Below are 20974 nucleotides of genomic sequence, written 5' to 3' on the forward strand. Positions count from 1 at the left end.
TAATTTAATTATCGAAATGAAAACTATTTAATTCTAAATAAAGTACAAATTTAATGAATCTAAACTGAATAAAACAATATACATGAAAAGTATTTACTAATAAGTCTATTGTTTTAATAAATTATACCATTTGGTGTAAGTATTAATACAAAATCACGAAACTATTGATTTTTATATTGATGTAAATAAGTATGAAATTGTAATAAAATTATATGCTAAATCTCAGAATTATCATATCAAACTAAAAAAATCATTGATACCAATCATCTTGGTTTTTGTGTATCCTTCACCAAACTTTGCACCAATCATGTGCCCCATTTCTTGTGAACGAGCTTTTAAGAACTCTAAGAATTCTGGACTCGTTAAATAAGATTCTGGTTCAGTACTATTTGGGTCATAAAACTGGCTTTTATATGCTCTGATTGAAGCTTCTTTACTATCCCAATATTTTGAAATATCAACTACTAAGTCAGGCTTTATAAATCTATCTTGAATATAATGATATAGAGCTTTCGGACGCCATGCTTGCTGTGACGTACCGTCAAAATCGAATGTTTGAATCATTCTTAAACCCGAATAAAAACAAGCATCAACTGCCAAAGCAGCCCCTTTACCGTGGTCGGGGTGGCGGTCTTCAATGGCATTAGCTAACACTACATCTGGTTGATAACGACGAATAGCTGCAATTAATTTCATTTGATGTTCTTCGTCATTTTTGAAGAATCCATCTCTGAATCCAAGATTTTCTCTGGCTGAGATATTCAAAATCTTAGATGCTGCCGCAGCTTCGGCGGCTCTGATTTCGGGTGTTCCACGAGTGCCGAGTTCGCCTCTGGTAAAATCAATTATGCCAACTTTTTTGCCTTGGGCAATTGCTGAGGCGATAGTTCCTCCACACGACATTTCTGCATCGTCTGGGTGAGCGGCCATAACAACTAAATCTAATTTCATTTGCTACGTGATATTGTTGAACTGTATTATGATATAAAAAAAAAGCGACGTAAAAAGTTTCACGTCGCTGATTTTCAGTAATATTTTCTGCAAAGCCTTACTTCACACGCAGACGATAACCTGCACGCAAGCGGGCAGAAGAACGTATTTTATTTAATTTACAAATCTCGGCAACTGTTGTGTTGAATTTACCAGCAATCTCACTAAGATTTTCTCCAGTACGAACTCTGTACCATACCTTACGGCTTACTGCAACTGGTTCATCAAATTCAAAGTCACCTTTACTTGCTCCTCCTCTGAGATAATCATAAACTCGAGAGGTAAGTAAAAAGTCTTGAGAAATGATATTGATTTGCCCAGGACTGAAATTGAAAATATTTCTTGCGTCAAATGGATTCCCTTCGTAGCGAGTTTCAAAGTGTAAGTGTGGGCCAGAACTGCGTCCTGTATTTCCACCTTTACCTATTTCATCTCCAGCTTTTACGATTGTATTTGGCTCAAAATTGATTTTCGATAAGTGACCATAAAGTGTTTCGAGACCATTATAATGGCGAATCACAACACATCTACCATAGCCTCCACGGGTACTGGCAACTCTGATGATACCATCAAAGGCAGCTAAGATAGGTTCACCAGTATCCAAATCAAGGTCTGTTCCAGTGTGCCAACGACGCCATCTCCAACCAAACTGAGAGTTAGTTACACCTTTAGCCATTGGGCCAGACCAATAGCGTCCTTGTGAAATATCATATAATTGAATTGGGACTACATCGTCAAACTCTTTGGCGTCAATACCATAAGGGTCAACCGAATCAGTATCCCAAACAGAGAAGTAACTGGCGATTTTCACCATTTCATCACTACCAACAAACTGAGCTTCGTCTTCGATTTCTACAATCTGTACTTGCCCTTCGTCAATTGTTGAAGTATCTTCGTGAACTGCTGTATTGAGCTCTTTTACAGGTTCGATTTTAACCGCAGGTGCTGATTCGACTACCTTTGGAGTTTCAAACTCATTTACGAAGCGGAGTTTTGGTTCTTCTTCAAAGCTAAACTCATCATCTTCTTTTTTGTCTTTATTGAAGTTTTTATCTTTTGCGTTAGAATCTTTCTGCTTAGAAGGAATATTGGGCTTATTCAACTTTAAACCTCGCTCACGTTGTTGAGCAAACGTTGTCGTGGAAATAGCCACAGCTAAGATAATTGGTAATATAGCCTTTTTCATGTTTTAGTTGTTTTGGTTATAAGGCAGCACCAAACTTGTTACTAAAAGTATGCCAAAAATAATTAAATGGATACAATTAATAACAAGTTTAAGTATAATATCTGATTAATGCAAGCCTTGAGCGGCTAAATATCTCTCAGCGTCAAGGGCTGCCATACAGCCACTTCCTGCTGCTGTAACCGCCTGACGGTAGATTTTATCTTGTGCATCACCACATGCAAACACACCTTCGATGTTAGTTCGGCTGCTACCTTTTTCAGTTTCGATGTAGCCCGCATCATCAAGCGTCAAATAATCTGCGAAAATTTGGGTGTTTGGTTGATGACCAATTGCAACAAAGAATCCAGTTACGTCAATCGTACTTTCTTCATTGGTTTTGGTGTTTTTCAATCTTGCTCCCGTTACGCCATCTTCTCCTAAAACTTCAAGCGTTTCGGTATTGAATAAGATTTCGATGTTTGGTGTGTTTTTTACACGGTTTTGCATGATTTGCGATGCACGGAATTCATCACGACGCACCAACATATATACTTTATTACAAAGTTTTGACAAATAATGTGCCTCTTCGCAAGCAGTATCACCTGCACCTACGATTGCGACATCTTGTTTACGGAAAAAGAATCCATCACACACCGCACAAGCAGAAACTCCGTATCCGTTGAGGCGTTGCTCTGATTCTAAACCAAGCCATTTGGCCGAAGCTCCAGTGGCGATGATAACAGTTTTTGCGGTAATTTCAATATTATCATCAATCGTTACTTTATGAGCACCGGGTGTTGAAAAATCAACTTTAGTTGCCATTCCGTAGCGATTATCCAGTCCAAATCTTTCTGCTTGCTTTCTGAAATCTTCCATCATTTCAGGGCCTTGAATACCATCAGGATAGCCCGGGAAGTTTTCTACATCTGTCGTAATTGTTAATTGTCCGCCAGGTTGTCCACCTTGATACATCAATGGTTTTAGACCCGCACGTGCTGCATAAATTGCTGCTGTATAACCCGCTGGGCCCGAACCCAAAATTAAAACATCTACTTGTTCTTGTGCCATATGCCCCCATCCCCTAAAGGGGAGTTTTATTATTTAAAATTTCTTGTTTATGTATGAGTAACATCAATTCTTAATTGCAAAGTTCGGCAAAAAAGCCTTAAACGGCAAGTTTACAAAATACTCATTTCGATTCTGCGGTTGATTTGGCGATTTTCCTCCGAAGTATTCGGTACAAGTGGTTTGGTTTTTCCGTAACCTTTAACTTTAATGTTCTGTGGATTGACGCCTTTTTTTATGAGATAATCAGCCACTGAAAATGCTCTTTTTTCGGAAAGTGCTTGATTTTCGGCATCTTTTCCCACATCGTCGGTATGCCCTGAAATCTCTACTTGCAAAGACGGATTTTGGGCCAATAATAGTTGCAGTTTATCGAGTTCGGTAAATGATTCGGGACGAAGTTCGGCTTTTCCAGAATCGAAAAAGATATTATTTAGCACAGTTTTAACATCTTTTTTGATTGGGTCGAGCAGAATATCAATACTTTTTCCATCGGCTTCGGTTTTTTCTGAAAAATTGAAAGTTAAACTCTTGAAAAAATAATCTTTTTTATTGATGAAAAGTCCGTACTGACTTCCGTTGGGCAAAACTGCGGTATATTGCCCCGTGACAGCATCAGAAGTTGTTTTTTCTATAATTTTGTTAGTTTTCAAATCAACCAATTCGATTTCAGCCGAAAGGTTTTGATTGTTATTAGCATCTTTTACTGTGCCTTTTACGTAGCTCGCTCGCTTGAATTTTTCGGAAAGTTTGGCTGGAATATCAAACTGAAAAAGTTTTATGTCAGGTTTCACATCAGATGAATAATAGCCTTTTGAGCCATCAGCCGAAATAAATAGAGCCACTTGGTCTTCATGGGTATTGATTGGAAAACCCAAATTTTCGGGTTTGGAGTAAATGCCAATTTTAGATTCGGTCATGAATAAATCTAATCCGCCCATTCCCAAATGCCCATCCGAAGCGAAAAACAAAGTATGCCCATTGGCGTGTACGAAAGGCGAAATTTCGTCGTTTGCTGTATTAATTACATCGCCGAGATTTATGGCTTTTGTCCAAGTGTTATTTTCTTTTAATTCACTTACCCATAAGTCTTTACGTCCGTAACCTCCTTGTCGGTCAGAAGAAAAATACAAGACTCTTCCATCGTTTGATAGACTGGGTTGTGCTTCCCAAAATGGGGTGTTTACACTACCTCCTAAATTTTCGGGAGTGGTCCACTCTTCGCCTACTTTCTTGGAAATATACAAATCGCAACTTCCCAGACTATTTTTGCCATCGCAACTTGTAAACACAAGTGTACGGCCATCGGCCGAGATACTGCATGTACCTTCGTTGGCAGTTGTATTGATTTTTTCAGATATACTTTTGGGAGCAGACCAGGTGCTGTTTGTGAGTTGAGAAATATATAAATTTTCGTCGCCATCATCTGAGCGAGCCGTAAAAATAAGGGTTTCGTTATCGGCAGTCAGAACAGGAAAATATTGTTTGTTTTTAAAATTGATAGTTGAGCCCATTTCGGCAGCTTTGAAAGGCATTGCAGCACTTTTGGCTTCTTCTCCAAACTTACATTGTTCCAACTGGCGTGTAAGTTGCTTCATTACTGGGCTGTTCTGCGGTACATTTCTTACCGAAAAACTCAAGTATTCTTTGGCTTTTGCGTATTCGCCAGCTTTTATGAGCCGTGTACCAATGTATGTGTATCCTTGCGTAAGAAGTGGGTCATTGGGGCGTAATTCGATAGCTTTTTTGTAGAATTTGATGGCATTTTCTTGATTTCGAGCTGCTTCGTTGATTTGACCAAGTTTGAAGTATGGGTCAGCGAAAGTAGAATCTTTTTCAATGGCTTTTTGTAGATTTTCAATCGCATCTACTGATTTTCTTTCAGAAATATTCTTTAAGGCTTTATCGTAAAATTCTTTTGCTTTTGGGTTGGGAACTTGGGCAGATATATTGAATGAAAGTGTAAGCAGCAGAACTGTAAAATATCTTATCATAAATTTTGTTGTAAAAATTTATTTTAAAACGTTCGACTGCATTTCATTGTTATCTTTGCAGTCAATTAATTGAAAGTTTCTGTATATAAATTTTCGTTGAAGAAACATTCATAATTCTTAATTCTACATTCTCAATTATAAAAGATGCTTCATTTATATTTAAAATCGCTACATATTATAGGATTTGTCTCGTGGTTTGCTGGCTTGTTTTATTTGGTCAGAATGTTTGTGTATCATGCTGAAGCCGCCGATAAACCCGAGGCTTTGCGTGAAGATTGGAAAAAACAATATACAGCTATGCAATGGCGAGTATATAAAATTATCTGTAACCCAGCCATGATGATTACGTGGACTTGCGGAATATTAATGCTTGTAAATACACCTGCGTTTTTAGAACAAGGTTGGTTACAAACAAAGTTGGTATTACTCGTGTTGCTGACTGGCTATCATCTTTACTGTAAGGGAATCATAAAAAAGCAAGAGGCAGATAGAAGCACTTATACTTCTTTTCAATTTAGGTTGTTGAATGAGCTTCCCACCTTATTTTTGGTGGCAATTGTGCTTTTGGCCGTTGTGAAAGATTTATTAAACTTCGTTTATTTATTTTTAGGGGTTTTGGCTTTCGGTTTTACTTTGTTTTTTGCGGCTCGTGCATATAAAAAGTTTAGAGAGAAGTAGAATAACACTATTCTATTTCTCTACAATTGGTAAGTTGAAAACTTGTACTACTTGCCATATAATTCATTAAATGCTTTTTCGTATTTATCGCCCGCTTTCCATTTTGGAGCAGTTGGGCGGTCGGCAATCAAACGAGCAGAATAAATATAAGCTTGACAAAACTTCAATAAATAATTATAGTTTACAGATTCTGGACTATCTGAAACTTGGTGATAAAACTTATTGATTTCTGCATCAAAAGCTGTAAAACCTGGGGCGAAATCGGGCGAAGGAATGCCTTTGGCGGCTAAATTCACATTATCCGAGCGGTCGAAAAGATTTTGTTCGGGAGCTGGGTCGGAAATGGCAGTTAGCCCATACGCCTTTGCTCCTGCTTCGATTTGTGGTTGGGCATCAGTGCGGTCAAGCCCAATAATGGTTACTTTAGTTGTGTCGTTGTAGCCCGCACCATCGCAATCAAGACTATAAACACATTGTTTCAACGGCACGAGTGGATGCTCAGCGTAATATTTACTTCCTAAAAGCCCGATTTCTTCGCCAGTATAAGCAATGAATAAAATCGAACGCTTGGCTGGTTTTTGTGTAAATGCTTTTACTGCTGATAAAATGGCAGTTGTTCCGAAAGCATTATCTCTTGCTCCATTGAAAATTGTATCACTTTCAGTTACTCGACCACCTTTTCGTCCAGTGCCAACGTGGTCGAAGTGTGCAGTTAATACCAAATATTCGTTTTTCAAAACAGGGTCAGACCCTTCCAAAACACCTAAAACATTGTACGACATCACGGTCTTTTTCGACACCTCAGCCACATTCAAACTAAGTGTAGAAAGCGTTTCTTTAGCAAACTTTTTAATATGCGTGTTACTTACCCAAATATGCGGAATGTCTGAACTTGAAGCATTATCAGGAGCTAACGTAAGTTTTTCACCGCCCATATAATTGGTAATTGCCGCCCACGGATATTTCAAATTATATAACTGGATAAAAGCAGCTGCACCATTTTTGGCGGCAAAATCTACTTTTTTTGATGAACCTCTGAGGTTTTCGTTCGGGTCATCGCTGTTTGGAATACCAAATTGAGCAACTACGATTTTGCCTTTTACATCAATGCCTTTGTAATCATCTTGTTTTTCATCGACCCAGCCATAGCCAACAAAAACTACTGGAACATTTTCGAGTTTTGTGGCTTTTCCGCTCAACATAATAAAATCTTTTGTCCATTTTAATGAGTCTGTTCCAACCAAAACTTCTCCTTTTTTTGTGGGTTTTACCATTTCAAAAGGGACTGGTTGCAAATAATCTTTTTGTCCGTTTGGTGTTTTTAAACCTTGTAAACGGAAGTTTTCGGCTACGTATCGGGCAGCTACATTATTGGTAATTTCGCCAGTTCGACGTCCCAACATTTCATCCGAAGCAATAAAACGGATATGAGACTCGATTTCTTTTTTTGATAATTTGTATTCGGGTAGCTTGCTTATTTTTTGTGCATTTGCTCCGAAAATAATAATGGTTAGGAGAAGTAATAGATGTTTGATTTTCATTTTGTTATTGATTATTTATTTAAAATTAGGCGAAATTAAACTTCGCCCCACATTAGTGCTAAAGCCTTAGCTACTTCGGTTGTTGGTAATTGGCAAGTTTTATCGAAACATACATAAATGGTGGTTTCGCCATTTTTTGCTGTTCGATTTTGTAATAAAGGCAATTTTGATGCGGTTTCAGTTCCTACAAAAACTTTATTGAGCATAAAATCGGCATCAATTTGCTTTCTGATTTCTTTTAGATTACTGCCAACAATCGCTACTTCGGCCGTTGGGTTGGTGTGTTGCGTTGCTAAACACGCCCATTGTGTTACCCACTGAGGGTCGGTCAGGACGATGCGTTTCATTTTTGCTAACATTAAATTACTGATTTCGATGAAATCATTTCTACCCAACAACAGCCCTAAGTTATAAAGATTGCTGGCCATCATTGAGTTTGAGGCAGGAATCACATTATCAAAAATTTCTTTTTTTCGAGCAATCAATTCTTCGCCTTGACTATCAGTGAAGTAGAAAAACTCATCTTCGGCATCATAGAAATTGGCAATCGTATAGTCGGCCAATAGTTCGGCTTCATCTAACCAAATTTCATCGAAAGTAACTTGATAGAGAGCTGTGTAAGCATCAATTACACTGGCGTAATCTTCGAGATAGGCCACGATATTTGCCTTGCCATTTTTATAATTGTGCCAAAGTCCACGCCCTTCCGCCCCATCTTCGGTTGTGACTTTGATACTCATTTTTTCTTTGATGAACTGAGCATTTTGTAGAGCCAATTCCAAAAACTTTGGCGTATCGAGATAACGATAAGCATCAACTAAACCTTTGAGCATCAGGCCATTCCACGAACATAAGATTTTATCATCAAGCCCTGGACGGATTCTTTTTGCTCGATAATCAAAAAGTTTTTGCTTGATTTCTTTGCTCAACGGAAAACCATTTTCCATGAAATCACGCTCTTCGAGATGCACTACATTATTGCCGTGTTCCCAGTTTCCATGTTCCGAAAACTCAAAAGTTTCACAGAATGGAGCGGCATCTTCTCCCAGAATGGCTTCAATTTCTGATTTCTTCCAAATATAAAACTTTCCTTCTTCGCCCTCACTATCAGCATCTAAGGCCGAATAAAAACCTCCTTCTTGGCTCATCATTTCTCGTTCGAGCCATTCGATGGTTTCAGTTATTTTGGCTTTATAAAATTCGTCGGGTTGACCTTCTGATTTTGTTAGGGCGTAGGCTTCGGCGTAGAGCGAAACCAATTGTCCGTTATCATAAAGCATTTTCTCAAAGTGCGGCACTTTCCAATCTTCATCGGTTGAGTAGCGAGTCCAACCGCCACCGATTGTATCGTAAATTCCGCCCAAAGCTACTCTATCGAGTGTGTGAATGAGGTGCTGATACGCACGTTTGTCTTTGGTAATGGTATAATATCTGAGCAAAAACTTCCAAATACTCGGCATCGGGAATTTTGGACTGCGATTCATACCTCCTTTCTCGAAATCAAAATCTTTGTGGAGGCGATTAAAAATCGTGGTGAGTTCTTCTTCCGAAATCTTTAGTCCATCGTCCGAAATATCCATTTGATATTTGTCGCTCTCTTTGCTGTGCATATTTTGTGTGAAACCTTCGGCCGATTTTTGCAGTTTCTCACGGTCATTTTTGAAGGCATTGCTGATACTTTCGACCAAATTTGCCCAATTAGGTGCTGGAAAATACGTGCCACCGTAAAAAGGTTTGGCATCGGGCATCAAAAAAACATTGAGCGGCCAACCGCCACGCAGCCCCATTGCTTGCAGAGCATCCATATAAATTGCATCGACATCGGGACGTTCTTCACGGTCAACTTTGATGCAGACCAAATGCTTATTCATGATTTCGGCAATCTGTTCGTTCTCGAAAGATTCTCGCTCCATGACGTGGCACCAATGGCAAGCCGAATAACCAATACTTACCAAAATTGGCTTGTCTTCGGCTTTGGCTTTTTGCAGGGCTTCTTCTCCCCACGGATACCACTCAACGGGATTATGGGCGTGTTGAAGTAAATATGGACTTGTTTCGTTGATGAGTTTATTTTGCATGAGGGAAATGAGCAAGTGATTATTTCATTACAAATAAACTAAAAAGGATTGTCTAAATCTCAAAAAACTTCTCTACAAGCTTTCATAAGCCATAAATAGTCATTATTGATACCGCTTAAAATTTTATTGGTATTATTTTTGCGACAAAATTATGAACAACAACTCAAAAGGCCCATTCAGCTTACTATGAAAAGACTACTAATTGCCTTACTTTTAGCACCTTTTTTTGCATTGGGGCAAGAATTAATAATTACCGAAATGAAAACGGTATCATGTTCAGGTTCATATTTTCTAATTCGTTACAGTAGCTCAGTAACTGAATTCAACCCAAATAATAAGTTTTTTATCAACTTTATAGATATTAACAATAAAAAGAGAAGTTTCGAACTATCTAATTTCGATTATCAAAGATTACAGTTTGCAGTTCCATCAAATCAGTCATTGCCAATCGGGAAATATAAATTTTCAATTTCCTCCACAAATCCTGTAATTGAAGGCTCTATTTCTCAAGAAGAATTTGAAATGATAGATGTAAATAGCTATATCAAAAATCATAAATTAACCTTAGAGAGTTATACAAAAACAGTGGACATTGGAGATTCCATCTCTCTTAGATTTAGCACTAACAATGCAAAATATCCAATTTCAGTTTTAATTAATGGATTTGACCGAATAACTATACCTGCAACAAACGGTTTTTATGAGCATAAGTTTGTAATTAATTATGCAAATGTATATGAAATTCAAGTTGCAGATTTAGATGCTAACTGTCGATTGGAAAATATTGATATTAGCGGTAGAGTTGTAATAAAAACAAAAACTCTCGAAAACACAATGATATGGGGAAACCAATTAGAAGATACAGATACATTAATATGTGTTAATAAAATCATTAATGGATTTTTAAATAAAACTGGAAGTTTCGATGATAGTACAAAAATTACAATAAAGTTATTGGATGAAAATTTAGAAAAAAGTTATGATGTAGTTGAAAATTATTATTTTAGTACACCTGACCAATTTAGTTTGGAGATTAAGCAGCAAGCAGAAATAAAAACTGGAAAATACTATTTTAAGGCATTTTCAGAGAATCCAAAATCTGAAAGTAATTTATTGGGTCCAATTGAGATTCATGCTAAACCTAAATTCACACTATCAACAATCCCATACTATGGCAATGTTGATACAATAAAAATTTCAAGAAAGGATAGCTTAATCTTTAAAATTGATATTACTGAACAAGGACCATGGAATTTTGTTTTTCAAAATATGATGTTCAGAACAGATAAATCACCATATATAATTTATGAAAAGCCATTCAAACTTCAAAATTTGAATGAAGTTTGGGACGTTGGCTCTGTAGGAGGAAGTACTGAAACAGGGCAATGTGCAAATATTGAAGGTTTTTCATATCCTGAAACATTTCTAATTAAACTGGAAGAGAAAGACTCTATAAGTATAAATCCCAACAAAATAGACTTATCTTTAACATCATCATTTACAAAACGAATAGTTGAAAAAGATAGTACAAGTCAATGGATTTTGAAATTAAAAAATAGCGGAGAAAATGCTACAAACATAAAAGTAGCAATAAATATACCTTATTCCCCCCCATTTGTAATGAGAGAAAGCCAAAAATGTACCAACGGCACATTTGAACAGAATATTTGGAATATCCGTTCACTTGCAAAAGGAGATAGTTGTACGCTGTACGTTGATTATAAACCAGTCAATGATGGAGTTTGGTATGTAGAAGCCGAAGTCATTAGTGCCGACCAAGAAGATGTAGATTCTAAAACAAATAATCAAAATCAAATGGAAGATGACTTTACAAGAAATTGTTTTAGTATTCCAATTAAATTTGCCAGCGAGCCATTTGGTATGCAGCTAATTGTTGAAGACCCAAATATTGATATAAATGCTTGGTATAAAGATAATGTAAAAATTAGCAATACAGGAAACTCACTTCAAGTAACTCAGTTTGGGTCATACAGTTATAGTACTCAAAACTTCATCTGTCCAATTCAAAGTTGTTGTCCATTCATCATAGAAAAAGGTAATGACACTAACTGTTGCAAACCATTGGAATATATATTAAAAAATTGATTATTTTGTATTGAAAATAGGTTTACATAAATTTACATAAACCTATTTCAGTACGAAACAGAGAGAATAAAATAACTCAATCCACCACAATCTTCTTACTACCACCCAAAACTCTCAAAAAATAAAATCCAGCCGATAAACTACTCACATTCAACACTTTGGCATTCTCACCTTGCAATAAAATCACTTTTTCTTGCAGTACTTTTTTGCCATTTACATCAAAAATCTCAACTGGAATTTGTTGTTCTTTTGTGCTAAAAATTTTGAGTTGAATTTGGTCAGAAACTGGGTTGGGTGAGACTTCAAAATTGGTAATTGTTGGTTCGCTTCCGAGCAAGGTCATATCAAACTTACATAAAAAAACCTCGTAGCCCTTCAAGGTGATATTTTGGCGGTAGTTTTTGTAGGCTACTTCTATCGTCACAACTTCGTTTTCATCTTTGGCGTAAGGGTTATGGGCGGCAACCAGCAATTCATTGCCTTTGGCAACGGCTCGCCAAATTGGTTTTCGGGTATCTACATAATCACGGGCGGTTGTCTGAATCACCAACTCATAATTACCCGTAAACATCTCTTTATACTGCGAAAGTCGGTATAAACCATTGATAAAATACTCGTACGTGGCATAGTTTTCATTATTGCTAAAAGTACCAGGGTCGTCCCAAAGCCACAAACCTTTTGCTCCCGAAAAAAATGGAAAAATCGCAGTCGCCTCAGCCATAAATGGACGAATAAACTTCTTAACAAACTGCGTTGTATAACTAAATCGAAGCCAAACAAATGGAATAATTGGTTTGTTCGTCCAAGCACGGTTTACTTCAATTTGAAATAGAAGATAGGCTAAATAATCAGGTGCAAGCGGACTCGGAAAATCGTAATAATAATAAGCAGCTGGACTATAAAAATCTTGATTATCGTAGGCAGTTCCTCCAAGAGCATTCTTAGAAAAATCATAATTGATATAATTCAGCAACGAAACATCAGAAGTCCATTTTTGCCAAGAATTTCCTGCAATGTTAATGTAAGTATTCAAAACCGGAGCATCGGAATAACCGCCAATTTTAGTATTTGTCGTTGCATATCTCTTGGTTTCGGCAAATGCCTGACCGTATAATGCTTGAATATCTTTTTTATATTGACTAATAAAAGATTGATTATCAAGACTTCTAAAAGCAACTGGTGTTGTTGGGTGATTTTTTAGATTCAGAATCGAATCATTCGACTTTATTTGAAGTTCAATATCAGGCACAAACAAATCAATATCGGCGATGCCAGTTCCTCTCGAACTCGAAAAGGCATTTGCGAAATCTGACATATCGTTTCGCCACTTATTTTTGTACAATTCTATATTATTTCCCCACGGGCTTTTGATGGTTTCCCACGGCTGATTGGCCGATGGATAACCCGTTCCATACCAAACCGCCGCTCGCTGATTTCTTGGTATATCGGTATCATTACCATCAGAAGTAGCTAAATGACTAAAGCCATGTTTAAGAGGTTGTTTCTGAGAATCGCCAAAGCGTGGGCCACCGTAAACAACTGAAAAAGGCAAGCTAAATTCAGGAAATTTCTGCCATTCAATCGTGCGATTTTGGGTAGTTGGGGTCAATAAAAACGAACTCGGCTGACAAGAATTTTGGGCAAAAACTTCTGATTCAAAACCAAATAAAAAAAGCAGCCCGAAAACGTATTTATTGTATGTTAGTTTCATGATTTTGGGAAATAGTATAACATGTTCTATTACCTTTCTGTGGACTCATTGACTATTGACTTTGGACTACTTACTTTGAGTTGGTCAATCACATAACGGATTGAACTATAAGAATTTAATAAAGCGGTTTGCACCTCTTTTTCGGTCATCCACTCTAATTTTTCAATACCCTCTTCAGTTTGTGGCTGCATCTTCGACTCGTCGATGCAATTCATTCTGTACCATTTCGTCCGCTTCAAAATCTTGCGAGTCCCCATTGTATAGGTGTGCCACGTTGTGCAGAGTTTTCCGCTCAATTTTACTTTTATGCCGCACTCCTCCTCTACTTCACGCACAGCGGTTTGTTTTGCTTTTTCGTTATCGTCTCTTTTCCCTTTGGGCAAATCCCATTTCCCGAGTCGATACATCATTAAAATCTTTTGTTCTTCATTGAAAACAACCCCGCCTGCCGCTCTTACTACTTTATAAAAATTCTTTATCTGTGTTTCGATAGCATCTTTATTTTCAACAACTAAGGTAACTGATTGATAAACAATATCTTTCGATTGCTGAATTAATTTAAAAAACTTATCAACTGTGGCTTCGGTAGCATTCAAAATTATGACATGACCTTGAAGTTTTTTCGGACTCAAAGTTTCCAAACGAGCATCAATCATTGTATCAAAATCATTCCCGTGCAGATGCTTAAATTTTTTAGCACTTATTATCCTAACTAATTTGTCGTCAATAAAAATAACCATGAGGTTTTCAGAAAAAGATTGATTAAGGGGCAAAGTTCGGAATTTTTTCGGAAGTAATTAGAGAGATAAAAAAATTATAATAATGTTTTTGCATAAATTCTGATTAAAATATTTTATTTTGCATCTTAATAATCATCCAAACCCCAGTAATTGAGGGTTTAAAACTTTAAATGGAAATTTTAATAATCCTTTTTTTAGTAATTCTTAATGGTATTTTCTCCATGTCGGAGATTGCCCTAATCTCCTCCCGAAAAACTAAACTTGAAATAGCCAGCAAAAACGGTGACCGCCGAGCAGCAGCCGCTCTCGAACTCGCAAACTCTCCTAATCGCTTTCTTTCAACCGTTCAAATCGGCATCACACTCATCAGTATCTTAACGGGTATCTTTTCGGGTGACACTCTCACAATTGGTATTCAAAATTTTCTAACTGGTCTTGGCCTTGAGTTAAAATACGCCGATAATATTGCAGTCGGTTTGGTAGTATTAATCATCGGTTTCATTCAATTAGTTTTGGGCGAGTTGGTACCAAAACGCATCGGAATGTCAAACCCCGAAGCAATTGCGAAGGTGATGGTAGCTCCGATGAATATTCTATCAAAAGTAACTTCACCTTTCATTTGGCTCTTAACTCAGTGTAGTGATTTGATAATCAAGATTTTAGGCATAGAAATCTCAGATAGTTCAGTTACGGAAGAAGAAATCAAGTCGATGATTCAAGAAGGTACAACTGGCGGAGCAATTGATGAAATCGAACAAGAAATAGTACAAAATGTATTTCATTTGGGAGATAGAAAAATCACGTCATTGATGACTAACAGAAGTGATTTGACTTATCTTGATTTAGAAGACTCGGTACAAGAAAATATTGAGAAAATCATCGAAACCAAACATTCGGTTTACCCGATTTGTAAAGATGGTATTGATAATATCACGGGGCTTTTATACATCAAAGATTTACTTGGCAAAGATTTAGCCACTGAATTAGAACACCTCGATGACCTTGGCAAAGAACCATTATTTATTCCAGAAAACAACCAAGCTTATCAAGCACTCGAGAAATTCCGTGAAGAACGTATCCACATGGGTATTATATTAGACGAATACGGAAGTGTAATGGGAATTATTACCCTCAATGATATTTTAGATGCGTTGGTAGGCGATATTTCGATGGATGATGAATTTGAATATGAAGTAGTTGAGCGTGAAGATGGTAGTTTCTTGGTTGATGCTTCACTCCCATTCGATGATTTCTTGAATCAATTTGAAGTCGTAATCAATAATCGCAAAGAATACACAGGTTTTGATACATTGGGTGGCTTTGCTCTACATATCTTACAGGAAATTCCTGACACAGGCGATAAGTTTGAATGGGAAGACTACGAATTTGAAATTGTCGATATGGATAAAAACCGTATTGATAAGATTTTATTGAAGAAAAAAGAAAACCCCTAACCCCTAAAGGGGAACTAAAACATATTCTTGTGAGTATGGAAGTTTAATTCCTCTTTAAATTGCCTCTGTTAGGATTACTTATATTTTAGCTCCCCTTCAGGGGCGGGGGGGCGTTGATATTCATGACCGTATCTCAAAAAATTGCTTCTTTATTATTAGAAACAAAAGCAGTAAAGTTAAGTCCAACACAACCATTTAAGTGGAGTTCGGGTTGGAATTCGCCAATCTATTGTGATAATCGTGTAACCCTTTCGTTTGCCGAAGGACGTACTTTTATCAAGAAATCATTGGCCAAAGCTATTAAAAAACACTTTCCAGATGCCGAACTTGTGGCTGGTGTTGCTACGGCGGGTATTCCGCAAGGAGCATTAGTTGCCGATGCGTTGGGTTTGCCATTTGCTTATGTACGTCCGAAACCAAAAGAGCATGGCATGGGAAATCAGATTGAAGGACGCATCGAAAAAGGCCAAAAAGTGGTTGTTATCGAAGATTTGATTTCAACAGGAGGAAGTTCGCTAAAAGCCGTTGACGCTCTTCGTGAGGCAGGAATTGAGGTTGTGGGAATGGTGGCAATTTTCACTTATGGTTTTAAAATTGCTGATAAAAACTTTGCCGATAAAGGTGTAAAATTGGTTACTTTGAGTCATTATAATGCTCTTATCGACCAAGCGATTACTCAAAATTATATCTCAGCTGACTCATTAGAATCATTGAAAAAATGGAGACGCAATCCTGAGAAATGGGGCGTTTGATTTTTGAAACCATATTCACTAAAAAAGGTTTGATGTTTTGAAGCATCAAACCTTTTTATTTTGCCCAAAATACTGACTATCAATTACATCCTCCTATTTCAGCCTTGAAAACTGAGCTTGAATTTGCTTGAAATCCTGCATTCAATAAAATCGAATTTCCTGCTTTGTAAATCGTATTGGCAGGCGATGAAATTTTATTAGTGGCAGTTATTGTTTGTGTCGCTTGATTAGTTGTTGTACCACTCGAAATATCATTCGTCGGGCTAACTAAATTTAAAGAAGCCGAAACTGCATTTAAGTTTGAGCCATTTGTTGTCCCAGTCAAGGTTTGGTTTGTAGAAACCACCCGAATTCTATAATTTGAGCCAACGGCAATATTCATCGGTATCGTACAAACTGCAACCCCAGCCGCTGGTGTACTACCAATAATTACAGGATTATCAAATGTGCCATTGGCATCTGACAGTTGTACATCAAACTGATTGGCTGGATTAAACGCCCCTACCGTCGTAAAATTCACATTAAAAGTACTTCCTGCACATAGCGAATTAATTGTGAAAGTCGGTGTAGAAATACTGGCATTATTGGCTACAACCGTAAACTGTGTGTCAACTGGCCCATAAACTACACTTCCTTGTCCGTTATCTTGACTGTATCCTGTTATAGTTAAAGTGTAGCTTCCTGGGCTTAGGTTTCTTCCCAATACATCATTTCCTGTATTATTAAACAAGGCAAATAATGGTATATTTTCAATGACTTCGTGTAAATATGGTAAACCAGTAATTTTCATTCTGAAACTTTCTATCGGAACTGATGGGCAAATAGGATTGACAAGTACGGAAGTTTGTTCTGGCACTTCGGCAATCACCATATTATTTACCAATGGAAATTTATAAACAAAAGGATTTCCTGCTTGAACATAGTCATATTCTACGAGCGACAAACAAGGATTATTTTCAGTTACAATTACGGCAGTCGTAGCAGTTGCAGTACATGAATTTTGAGTCACAACTACTGTGTAAACACCCGACATAGCCAAAGTAGCATTCGTGCGACTAATTGGGTTGATTGTACTTGAAAAACCATTTGGGCCAGTCCAGCTATATGAGCTTCCGCCAGTAGCAGTTAACTGAATAGTTTGCCCAGTTAAATAAGGCCCTGTATTACTTGCTGTTGCAGCTACTGTGGTAACTGTAATCGTGGCAACCGATGAGATAGCTTCTGGACATGCTCCATCTTTCACAACTGCTCGATACTTAGTTGTTTGTGTAAGATTATTGTATGACAATGAAGTAGTTGTATTACTAATTGAGCTTGTATTTACAAAATTATCAGTAGAAGATTCCCAACGTACAATTGTTCCCGTGTGTCCGCTTAGGGTTAATGTTCCTGCATTAGCACCCGTACATACGCTGGCGTCTGACGATACCGAACCACCAACTGATAAGCAATTTAGAGGAGAAATGGTGAGCGATGCGGGTTTTCTGATACTTGTGGCACATCCAACAAGGCCGCTACAACTTGCTTCTGCATAATAAATATAAGTGCCTGGGGCTGTATCTGTCGGGATATATTCCGAACCTGTACCGACGGCAGTCGTTCCAGTTGCACTACTATACCATGTTATTGTACTGTTTGCTCCCGAACCAGGTGTAAGTACAGTCACCGAAAAACTTTCAACACAAAGAGGGTCAATACTGGCAGCATCGGCAGCAATTAAAGTCCAAGTACCATTAGGGTTAGAACCATTCAATGTTGACAGTGACTGTAATGGAGCAAAAGTACCATTGGCAGGCAGAGAACCCAAAGCTGTTCCTCCATCTTCAAAAACTGTTGTTAAGCTGCCCAGCGGAGTCGTTCCAACTCCATAAGTATCAGTATCAACCAAGTTAATAATGGAACCATTAGGTGCTTGAATTTTAAATGAAACCTCATCGTAATAAGGTTTCCCTGTACCACCAACTGTTCCACAATCATTTATCGAACCACCACTTCGTTTTCTCCAAGTTATAGAAACTTTTGTACTTCCAATACTTGTTCCAGCACCCGAGATAGTCACTTGAGGGTCTGTACCACTCTTTGTTCCTCCATCATAACCTATTACTGGCCCAGCGTAAGTTTCAGTTTTAGAGCCTGGACAAATGGCACTTGCTTGTAAACCATTTCCTGCTGTGATGGTAGTACCTACCGTGATAGCACGACTAACGGTTGTAGGAGCAGGTGTACCTACTTTTACATTTATGGCCACAGGTGATGATGAAACTGTACAACCCAAGCGGCTTACGGCAACTTTATAGCTTCCCGAAGCCTTAGCAACATACTGCGATTGAGTTGCTCCCGAAATCATCACATCATTTTTATACCATTGATATGTGTTATCAACACCAGTATTTGCTACAAGAATAGCAGAATCGCCCTCACAAAAAGTAGTTGGACGGCTTACCGAAATATTAGCAGTAGGACAACTTGTAGTCCCAATAATCGTTATGCGATGTTTTTGGTTATATGTACCTGCTACCGCATTTCCGCCATTTACATTGAGTGTGTAAGATAAATCTATAAACTCGTCTGCTTCGTTGAATGAATCATCATAAACACGCAAAGTAAATGATTGAGATAAGTTTGAAGCATTTAATGTAATTGGTGCAACATTGATTAAATCATAATCGACTCCTTCGATGGCAGTACCTGTCTTGGAGATATTTACACTCACAGGTTGTGAAGGAGCTTGGTCAACAACCAACGTAATCGGATAATCTTTATAATATTGATTGGTATTTATCGGAAAAATCGACTCTTTCTGACGAGCTATCGTTCCTCCAAATTTAAAATGTACTGTCGGAGTTGTTACGGGATCATTTACTTTAAAACTCCCTATACGAGTCTTAAAATCAACAGTTGCGGTAGCAGCATAGTATTCGGCAGTAAACCATAGCGTTTCTTCATCTGATGGGTCAGTGGTCATAGCCGAATAATCACCCCATCTTCCCGAAGTGCTTGTTTGTGAGCCACCCGAAGCATGAAATAATTGTTCGGCACCAAGTGTACCTACTGGGTCTGATTTCTTTCTTTCGGCGTAGTAAATATCAGGATAATTAGTTGAGCTTGACCTACTATACGCCAATGCGATATTTCCTTTTTGGTCAATTCCTGCACTGCCCATCCACCGATTAATGCCAGTAGTACCACTAATAGCTGTTGGAGAGTATGTTGATTGTTGATTGACCGTCCAAGGGCTTGTTGGTGTTGCTCTTGTAAGTTCATACCATCGGGTTGAGGCTTGATAAGTTGATGCCGAGGTTGGATTTGAACCACTCACATTCACAGGATAATTCATTACCAATGATTCATAATCATCGAACCTTCGATAAACAATCCGACTCATCATGCGGTCAGCTATGGCATCTAACATAGCAGTTGTACCTTGCTGTTCGATAGGATTTGATGATGGAGCCCTTCCATCAAAAGCTGCCACGGGAATAGTTGTTAAACTATTTAGGGTTGAATTCGATGGATTATTAAAATCAAGATTTAGTGTGCGAATCTGCAATTCATCAGTTCCGCCAAATTCATCAGCATTATAAGTAACAAATGTTGGTTTTGAGTTTGACTCAGGCATTTTGAACCCTTCTAAACTCACTGGCAAAAAACCTCCACTCGAAGGGTCATTAAATGCCACAGCCGTAGCGGTAGCTTCACCGTTGACCATTTTATTTCTATCAAAAGCCCAAAATCCTTGTCCAACATAGGCCGTTCCTGACACATTAAAATTGTGAGTAGTAACTATATAACTATTATTCCAGATACCTACGTGCGGATAATCAGGGAATACTCCAGTAGTCTGAAACTCATAAATATTATAAGCACCTGTTGGGTCATTGGTTTGTGAGACACAGAAAATTAAAGATTCTCTACCAGCAGTAAACAAACTACTGAATTGTAATAAAATCCAGCGGTCGGCAATGTGGTCATAAAGCGTAATCGGGTCACCATCATCAGTTGAAGTAGATGCAATCTGGCTAAACTTTAGAGGTCCAACAAGTAAATTACCTGATTTATCATAAACTTTATGCACTAAATTAATCATTTGCACTACATGATTTGGGCCAACACTCAAAACAGGGTCAGGAGGTGATAACTGGCCAAATCCAACCGCAATATTATCAGAAGTACCAGCTCCATCGAAAGAAGTGATGAGAGCATTAGTTCTTAAATTATTACTCAAGGTCTTAGCCGATTTTTGAAGAGCCTCATCAGCACTATTGGCTAATGGGTTTTCAACAGGGAATCTTACTCTTTTATTAATTTTGGCTCGTAATTCTTGGTATTTTGGATTACGGTCGGGCTTTCTTTTAGTATTAATTGGCTCAGGAGCTTTAATATCTCTTAATTTAGGCGATACCCTAACGAGTTTACCTGTAAGGATATTCGATGGTTTTTGTTGGCCAAAAGCCATCATACATATTACAGAAAAAAACAGAAGAAAAATCTTTTTCATATCAAATTAGCGATTTTGGAGTTCAATCAGCTGAACATATAGCTTGAATTGTGTTAAAATTAAGTAGTTAGGTTTAGTTTACACTAAAATAAATATCTTATTTACTTAACGGTTACAATACACATGAGCAAAATTAGTAATCTTTGGGCAAATAAAAAGCCTGTACAGTTTAATGAGTAAAATACAAATGAAGGTTTTGCAA

General features: G+C 37.6%; 13 protein-coding genes. 4 read left to right on the forward strand and 9 right to left on the reverse strand.

Annotation, left to right across the window (positions count from 1 at the left end):
* Positions 1-231 precede the first annotated feature (231 nt).
* From bshB1 to IEX65_RS25630, 4 genes are all read right to left on the reverse strand, one after another.
* The gene (gene bshB1, locus IEX65_RS25615; protein ID WP_188770815.1) at positions 232-951 is read right to left on the reverse strand and encodes a bacillithiol biosynthesis deacetylase BshB1; all 720 of its coding nucleotides are present in this window, start codon (positions 949-951) and stop codon (positions 232-234) included.
* Positions 952-1048: 97 nt separating this feature from the next.
* Positions 1049-2176, reverse strand: coding sequence for a M23 family metallopeptidase (locus IEX65_RS25620; RefSeq protein WP_188770817.1), 1128 nt, complete (start codon positions 2174-2176; stop codon positions 1049-1051).
* A gap of 105 nt (positions 2177-2281) precedes the next feature.
* Positions 2282-3223 (reverse strand): thioredoxin-disulfide reductase, encoded by a 942-nt coding sequence (trxB, locus tag IEX65_RS25625; RefSeq protein WP_188770819.1) that lies wholly within the window; start codon positions 3221-3223, stop codon positions 2282-2284.
* Positions 3224-3333: 110 nt separating this feature from the next.
* Positions 3334-5214, reverse strand: a complete 1881-nt coding sequence (locus IEX65_RS25630) for an OmpA family protein (protein ID WP_188770821.1) — start codon at positions 5212-5214, stop codon at positions 3334-3336.
* A 144-nt stretch (positions 5215-5358) separates the two neighbouring features.
* On the opposite strand from IEX65_RS25630, the gene hemJ reads away from it, so the two are divergent.
* A complete protein-coding gene (gene hemJ / locus IEX65_RS25635) occupies positions 5359-5892 on the forward strand; it encodes a protoporphyrinogen oxidase HemJ (RefSeq protein ID WP_188770823.1) in 534 nt (177 codons plus the stop codon).
* A 47-nt stretch (positions 5893-5939) separates the two neighbouring features.
* On the opposite strand, the gene IEX65_RS25640 is transcribed toward hemJ, so the two are convergent.
* Positions 5940-7433: a M28 family peptidase gene (locus tag IEX65_RS25640; protein ID WP_188770825.1), complete on the reverse strand. Its 1494-nt coding sequence runs from the start codon at positions 7431-7433 to the stop codon at positions 5940-5942.
* Positions 7434-7468: 35 nt separating this feature from the next.
* Complete coding sequence (locus tag IEX65_RS25645) at positions 7469-9511, reverse strand: thioredoxin domain-containing protein (protein WP_188770827.1); 2043 nt, start codon at positions 9509-9511, stop codon at positions 7469-7471.
* 186 nt (positions 9512-9697) lie between these two features.
* Here IEX65_RS25645 and IEX65_RS25650 point away from each other — a divergent pair, with 186 nt between their 5' ends.
* Positions 9698-11617, forward strand: a complete 1920-nt coding sequence (locus tag IEX65_RS25650; RefSeq protein WP_188770829.1) for a DUF11 domain-containing protein — start codon at positions 9698-9700, stop codon at positions 11615-11617.
* A 76-nt stretch (positions 11618-11693) separates the two neighbouring features.
* Here the strand turns inward: IEX65_RS25650 and IEX65_RS25655 are convergent, their stop codons facing one another.
* Positions 11694-13328, reverse strand: coding sequence for a T9SS type A sorting domain-containing protein (locus IEX65_RS25655; protein ID WP_188770831.1), 1635 nt, complete (start codon positions 13326-13328; stop codon positions 11694-11696).
* A gap of 29 nt (positions 13329-13357) precedes the next feature.
* Positions 13358-14068 carry an NUDIX hydrolase gene (locus IEX65_RS25660; protein WP_188770833.1) on the reverse strand — a complete coding sequence of 237 codons (711 nt, stop codon included), beginning with the start codon at positions 14066-14068 and terminating at the stop codon, positions 13358-13360.
* A 170-nt stretch (positions 14069-14238) separates the two neighbouring features.
* On the opposite strand from IEX65_RS25660, the gene IEX65_RS25665 reads away from it, so the two are divergent.
* Together IEX65_RS25665 and pyrE are read left to right on the forward strand one after the other, a co-directional pair.
* Positions 14239-15522 (forward strand): hemolysin family protein, encoded by a 1284-nt coding sequence (locus IEX65_RS25665; protein ID WP_188770835.1) that lies wholly within the window; start codon positions 14239-14241, stop codon positions 15520-15522.
* 122 nt (positions 15523-15644) lie between these two features.
* Positions 15645-16274 (forward strand): orotate phosphoribosyltransferase, encoded by a 630-nt coding sequence (gene pyrE, locus IEX65_RS25670; protein WP_188770838.1) that lies wholly within the window; start codon positions 15645-15647, stop codon positions 16272-16274.
* A gap of 79 nt (positions 16275-16353) precedes the next feature.
* On the opposite strand, the gene IEX65_RS25675 is transcribed toward pyrE, so the two are convergent.
* On the reverse strand, positions 16354-20772 hold the full coding sequence (locus tag IEX65_RS25675) for a DUF8696 domain-containing protein (protein WP_188770839.1): 4419 nt from the start codon (positions 20770-20772) through the stop codon (positions 16354-16356).
* Positions 20773-20974 lie beyond the last annotated feature (202 nt).

Source organism: Emticicia aquatilis, from assembly GCF_014644295.1.
Taxonomy (GTDB): domain Bacteria; phylum Bacteroidota; class Bacteroidia; order Cytophagales; family Spirosomataceae; genus Emticicia; species Emticicia aquatilis.

Bases quoted from the DNA above. Each gene is read 5' to 3' on its own strand.
- bshB1 (WP_188770815.1), bottom strand. From the start codon at position 951: ATGAAATTAGATTTAGTTGTTATGGCCGCTCACCCAGACGATGCAGAA.
- IEX65_RS25620 (WP_188770817.1), bottom strand. From the start codon at position 2,176: ATGAAAAAGGCTATATTACCAATTATCTTAGCTGTGGCTATTTCCACG.
- trxB (WP_188770819.1), bottom strand. From the start codon at position 3,223: ATGGCACAAGAACAAGTAGATGTTTTAATTTTGGGTTCGGGCCCAGCG.
- IEX65_RS25630 (WP_188770821.1), bottom strand. From the start codon at position 5,214: ATGATAAGATATTTTACAGTTCTGCTGCTTACACTTTCATTCAATATA.
- hemJ (WP_188770823.1), top strand. From the start codon at position 5,359: ATGCTTCATTTATATTTAAAATCGCTACATATTATAGGATTTGTCTCG.
- IEX65_RS25640 (WP_188770825.1), bottom strand. From the start codon at position 7,433: ATGAAAATCAAACATCTATTACTTCTCCTAACCATTATTATTTTCGGA.
- IEX65_RS25645 (WP_188770827.1), bottom strand. From the start codon at position 9,511: ATGCAAAATAAACTCATCAACGAAACAAGTCCATATTTACTTCAACAC.
- IEX65_RS25650 (WP_188770829.1), top strand. From the start codon at position 9,698: ATGAAAAGACTACTAATTGCCTTACTTTTAGCACCTTTTTTTGCATTG.
- IEX65_RS25655 (WP_188770831.1), bottom strand. From the start codon at position 13,328: ATGAAACTAACATACAATAAATACGTTTTCGGGCTGCTTTTTTTATTT.
- IEX65_RS25660 (WP_188770833.1), bottom strand. From the start codon at position 14,068: ATGGTTATTTTTATTGACGACAAATTAGTTAGGATAATAAGTGCTAAA.
- IEX65_RS25665 (WP_188770835.1), top strand. From the start codon at position 14,239: ATGGAAATTTTAATAATCCTTTTTTTAGTAATTCTTAATGGTATTTTC.
- pyrE (WP_188770838.1), top strand. From the start codon at position 15,645: ATGACCGTATCTCAAAAAATTGCTTCTTTATTATTAGAAACAAAAGCA.
- IEX65_RS25675 (WP_188770839.1), bottom strand. From the start codon at position 20,772: ATGAAAAAGATTTTTCTTCTGTTTTTTTCTGTAATATGTATGATGGCT.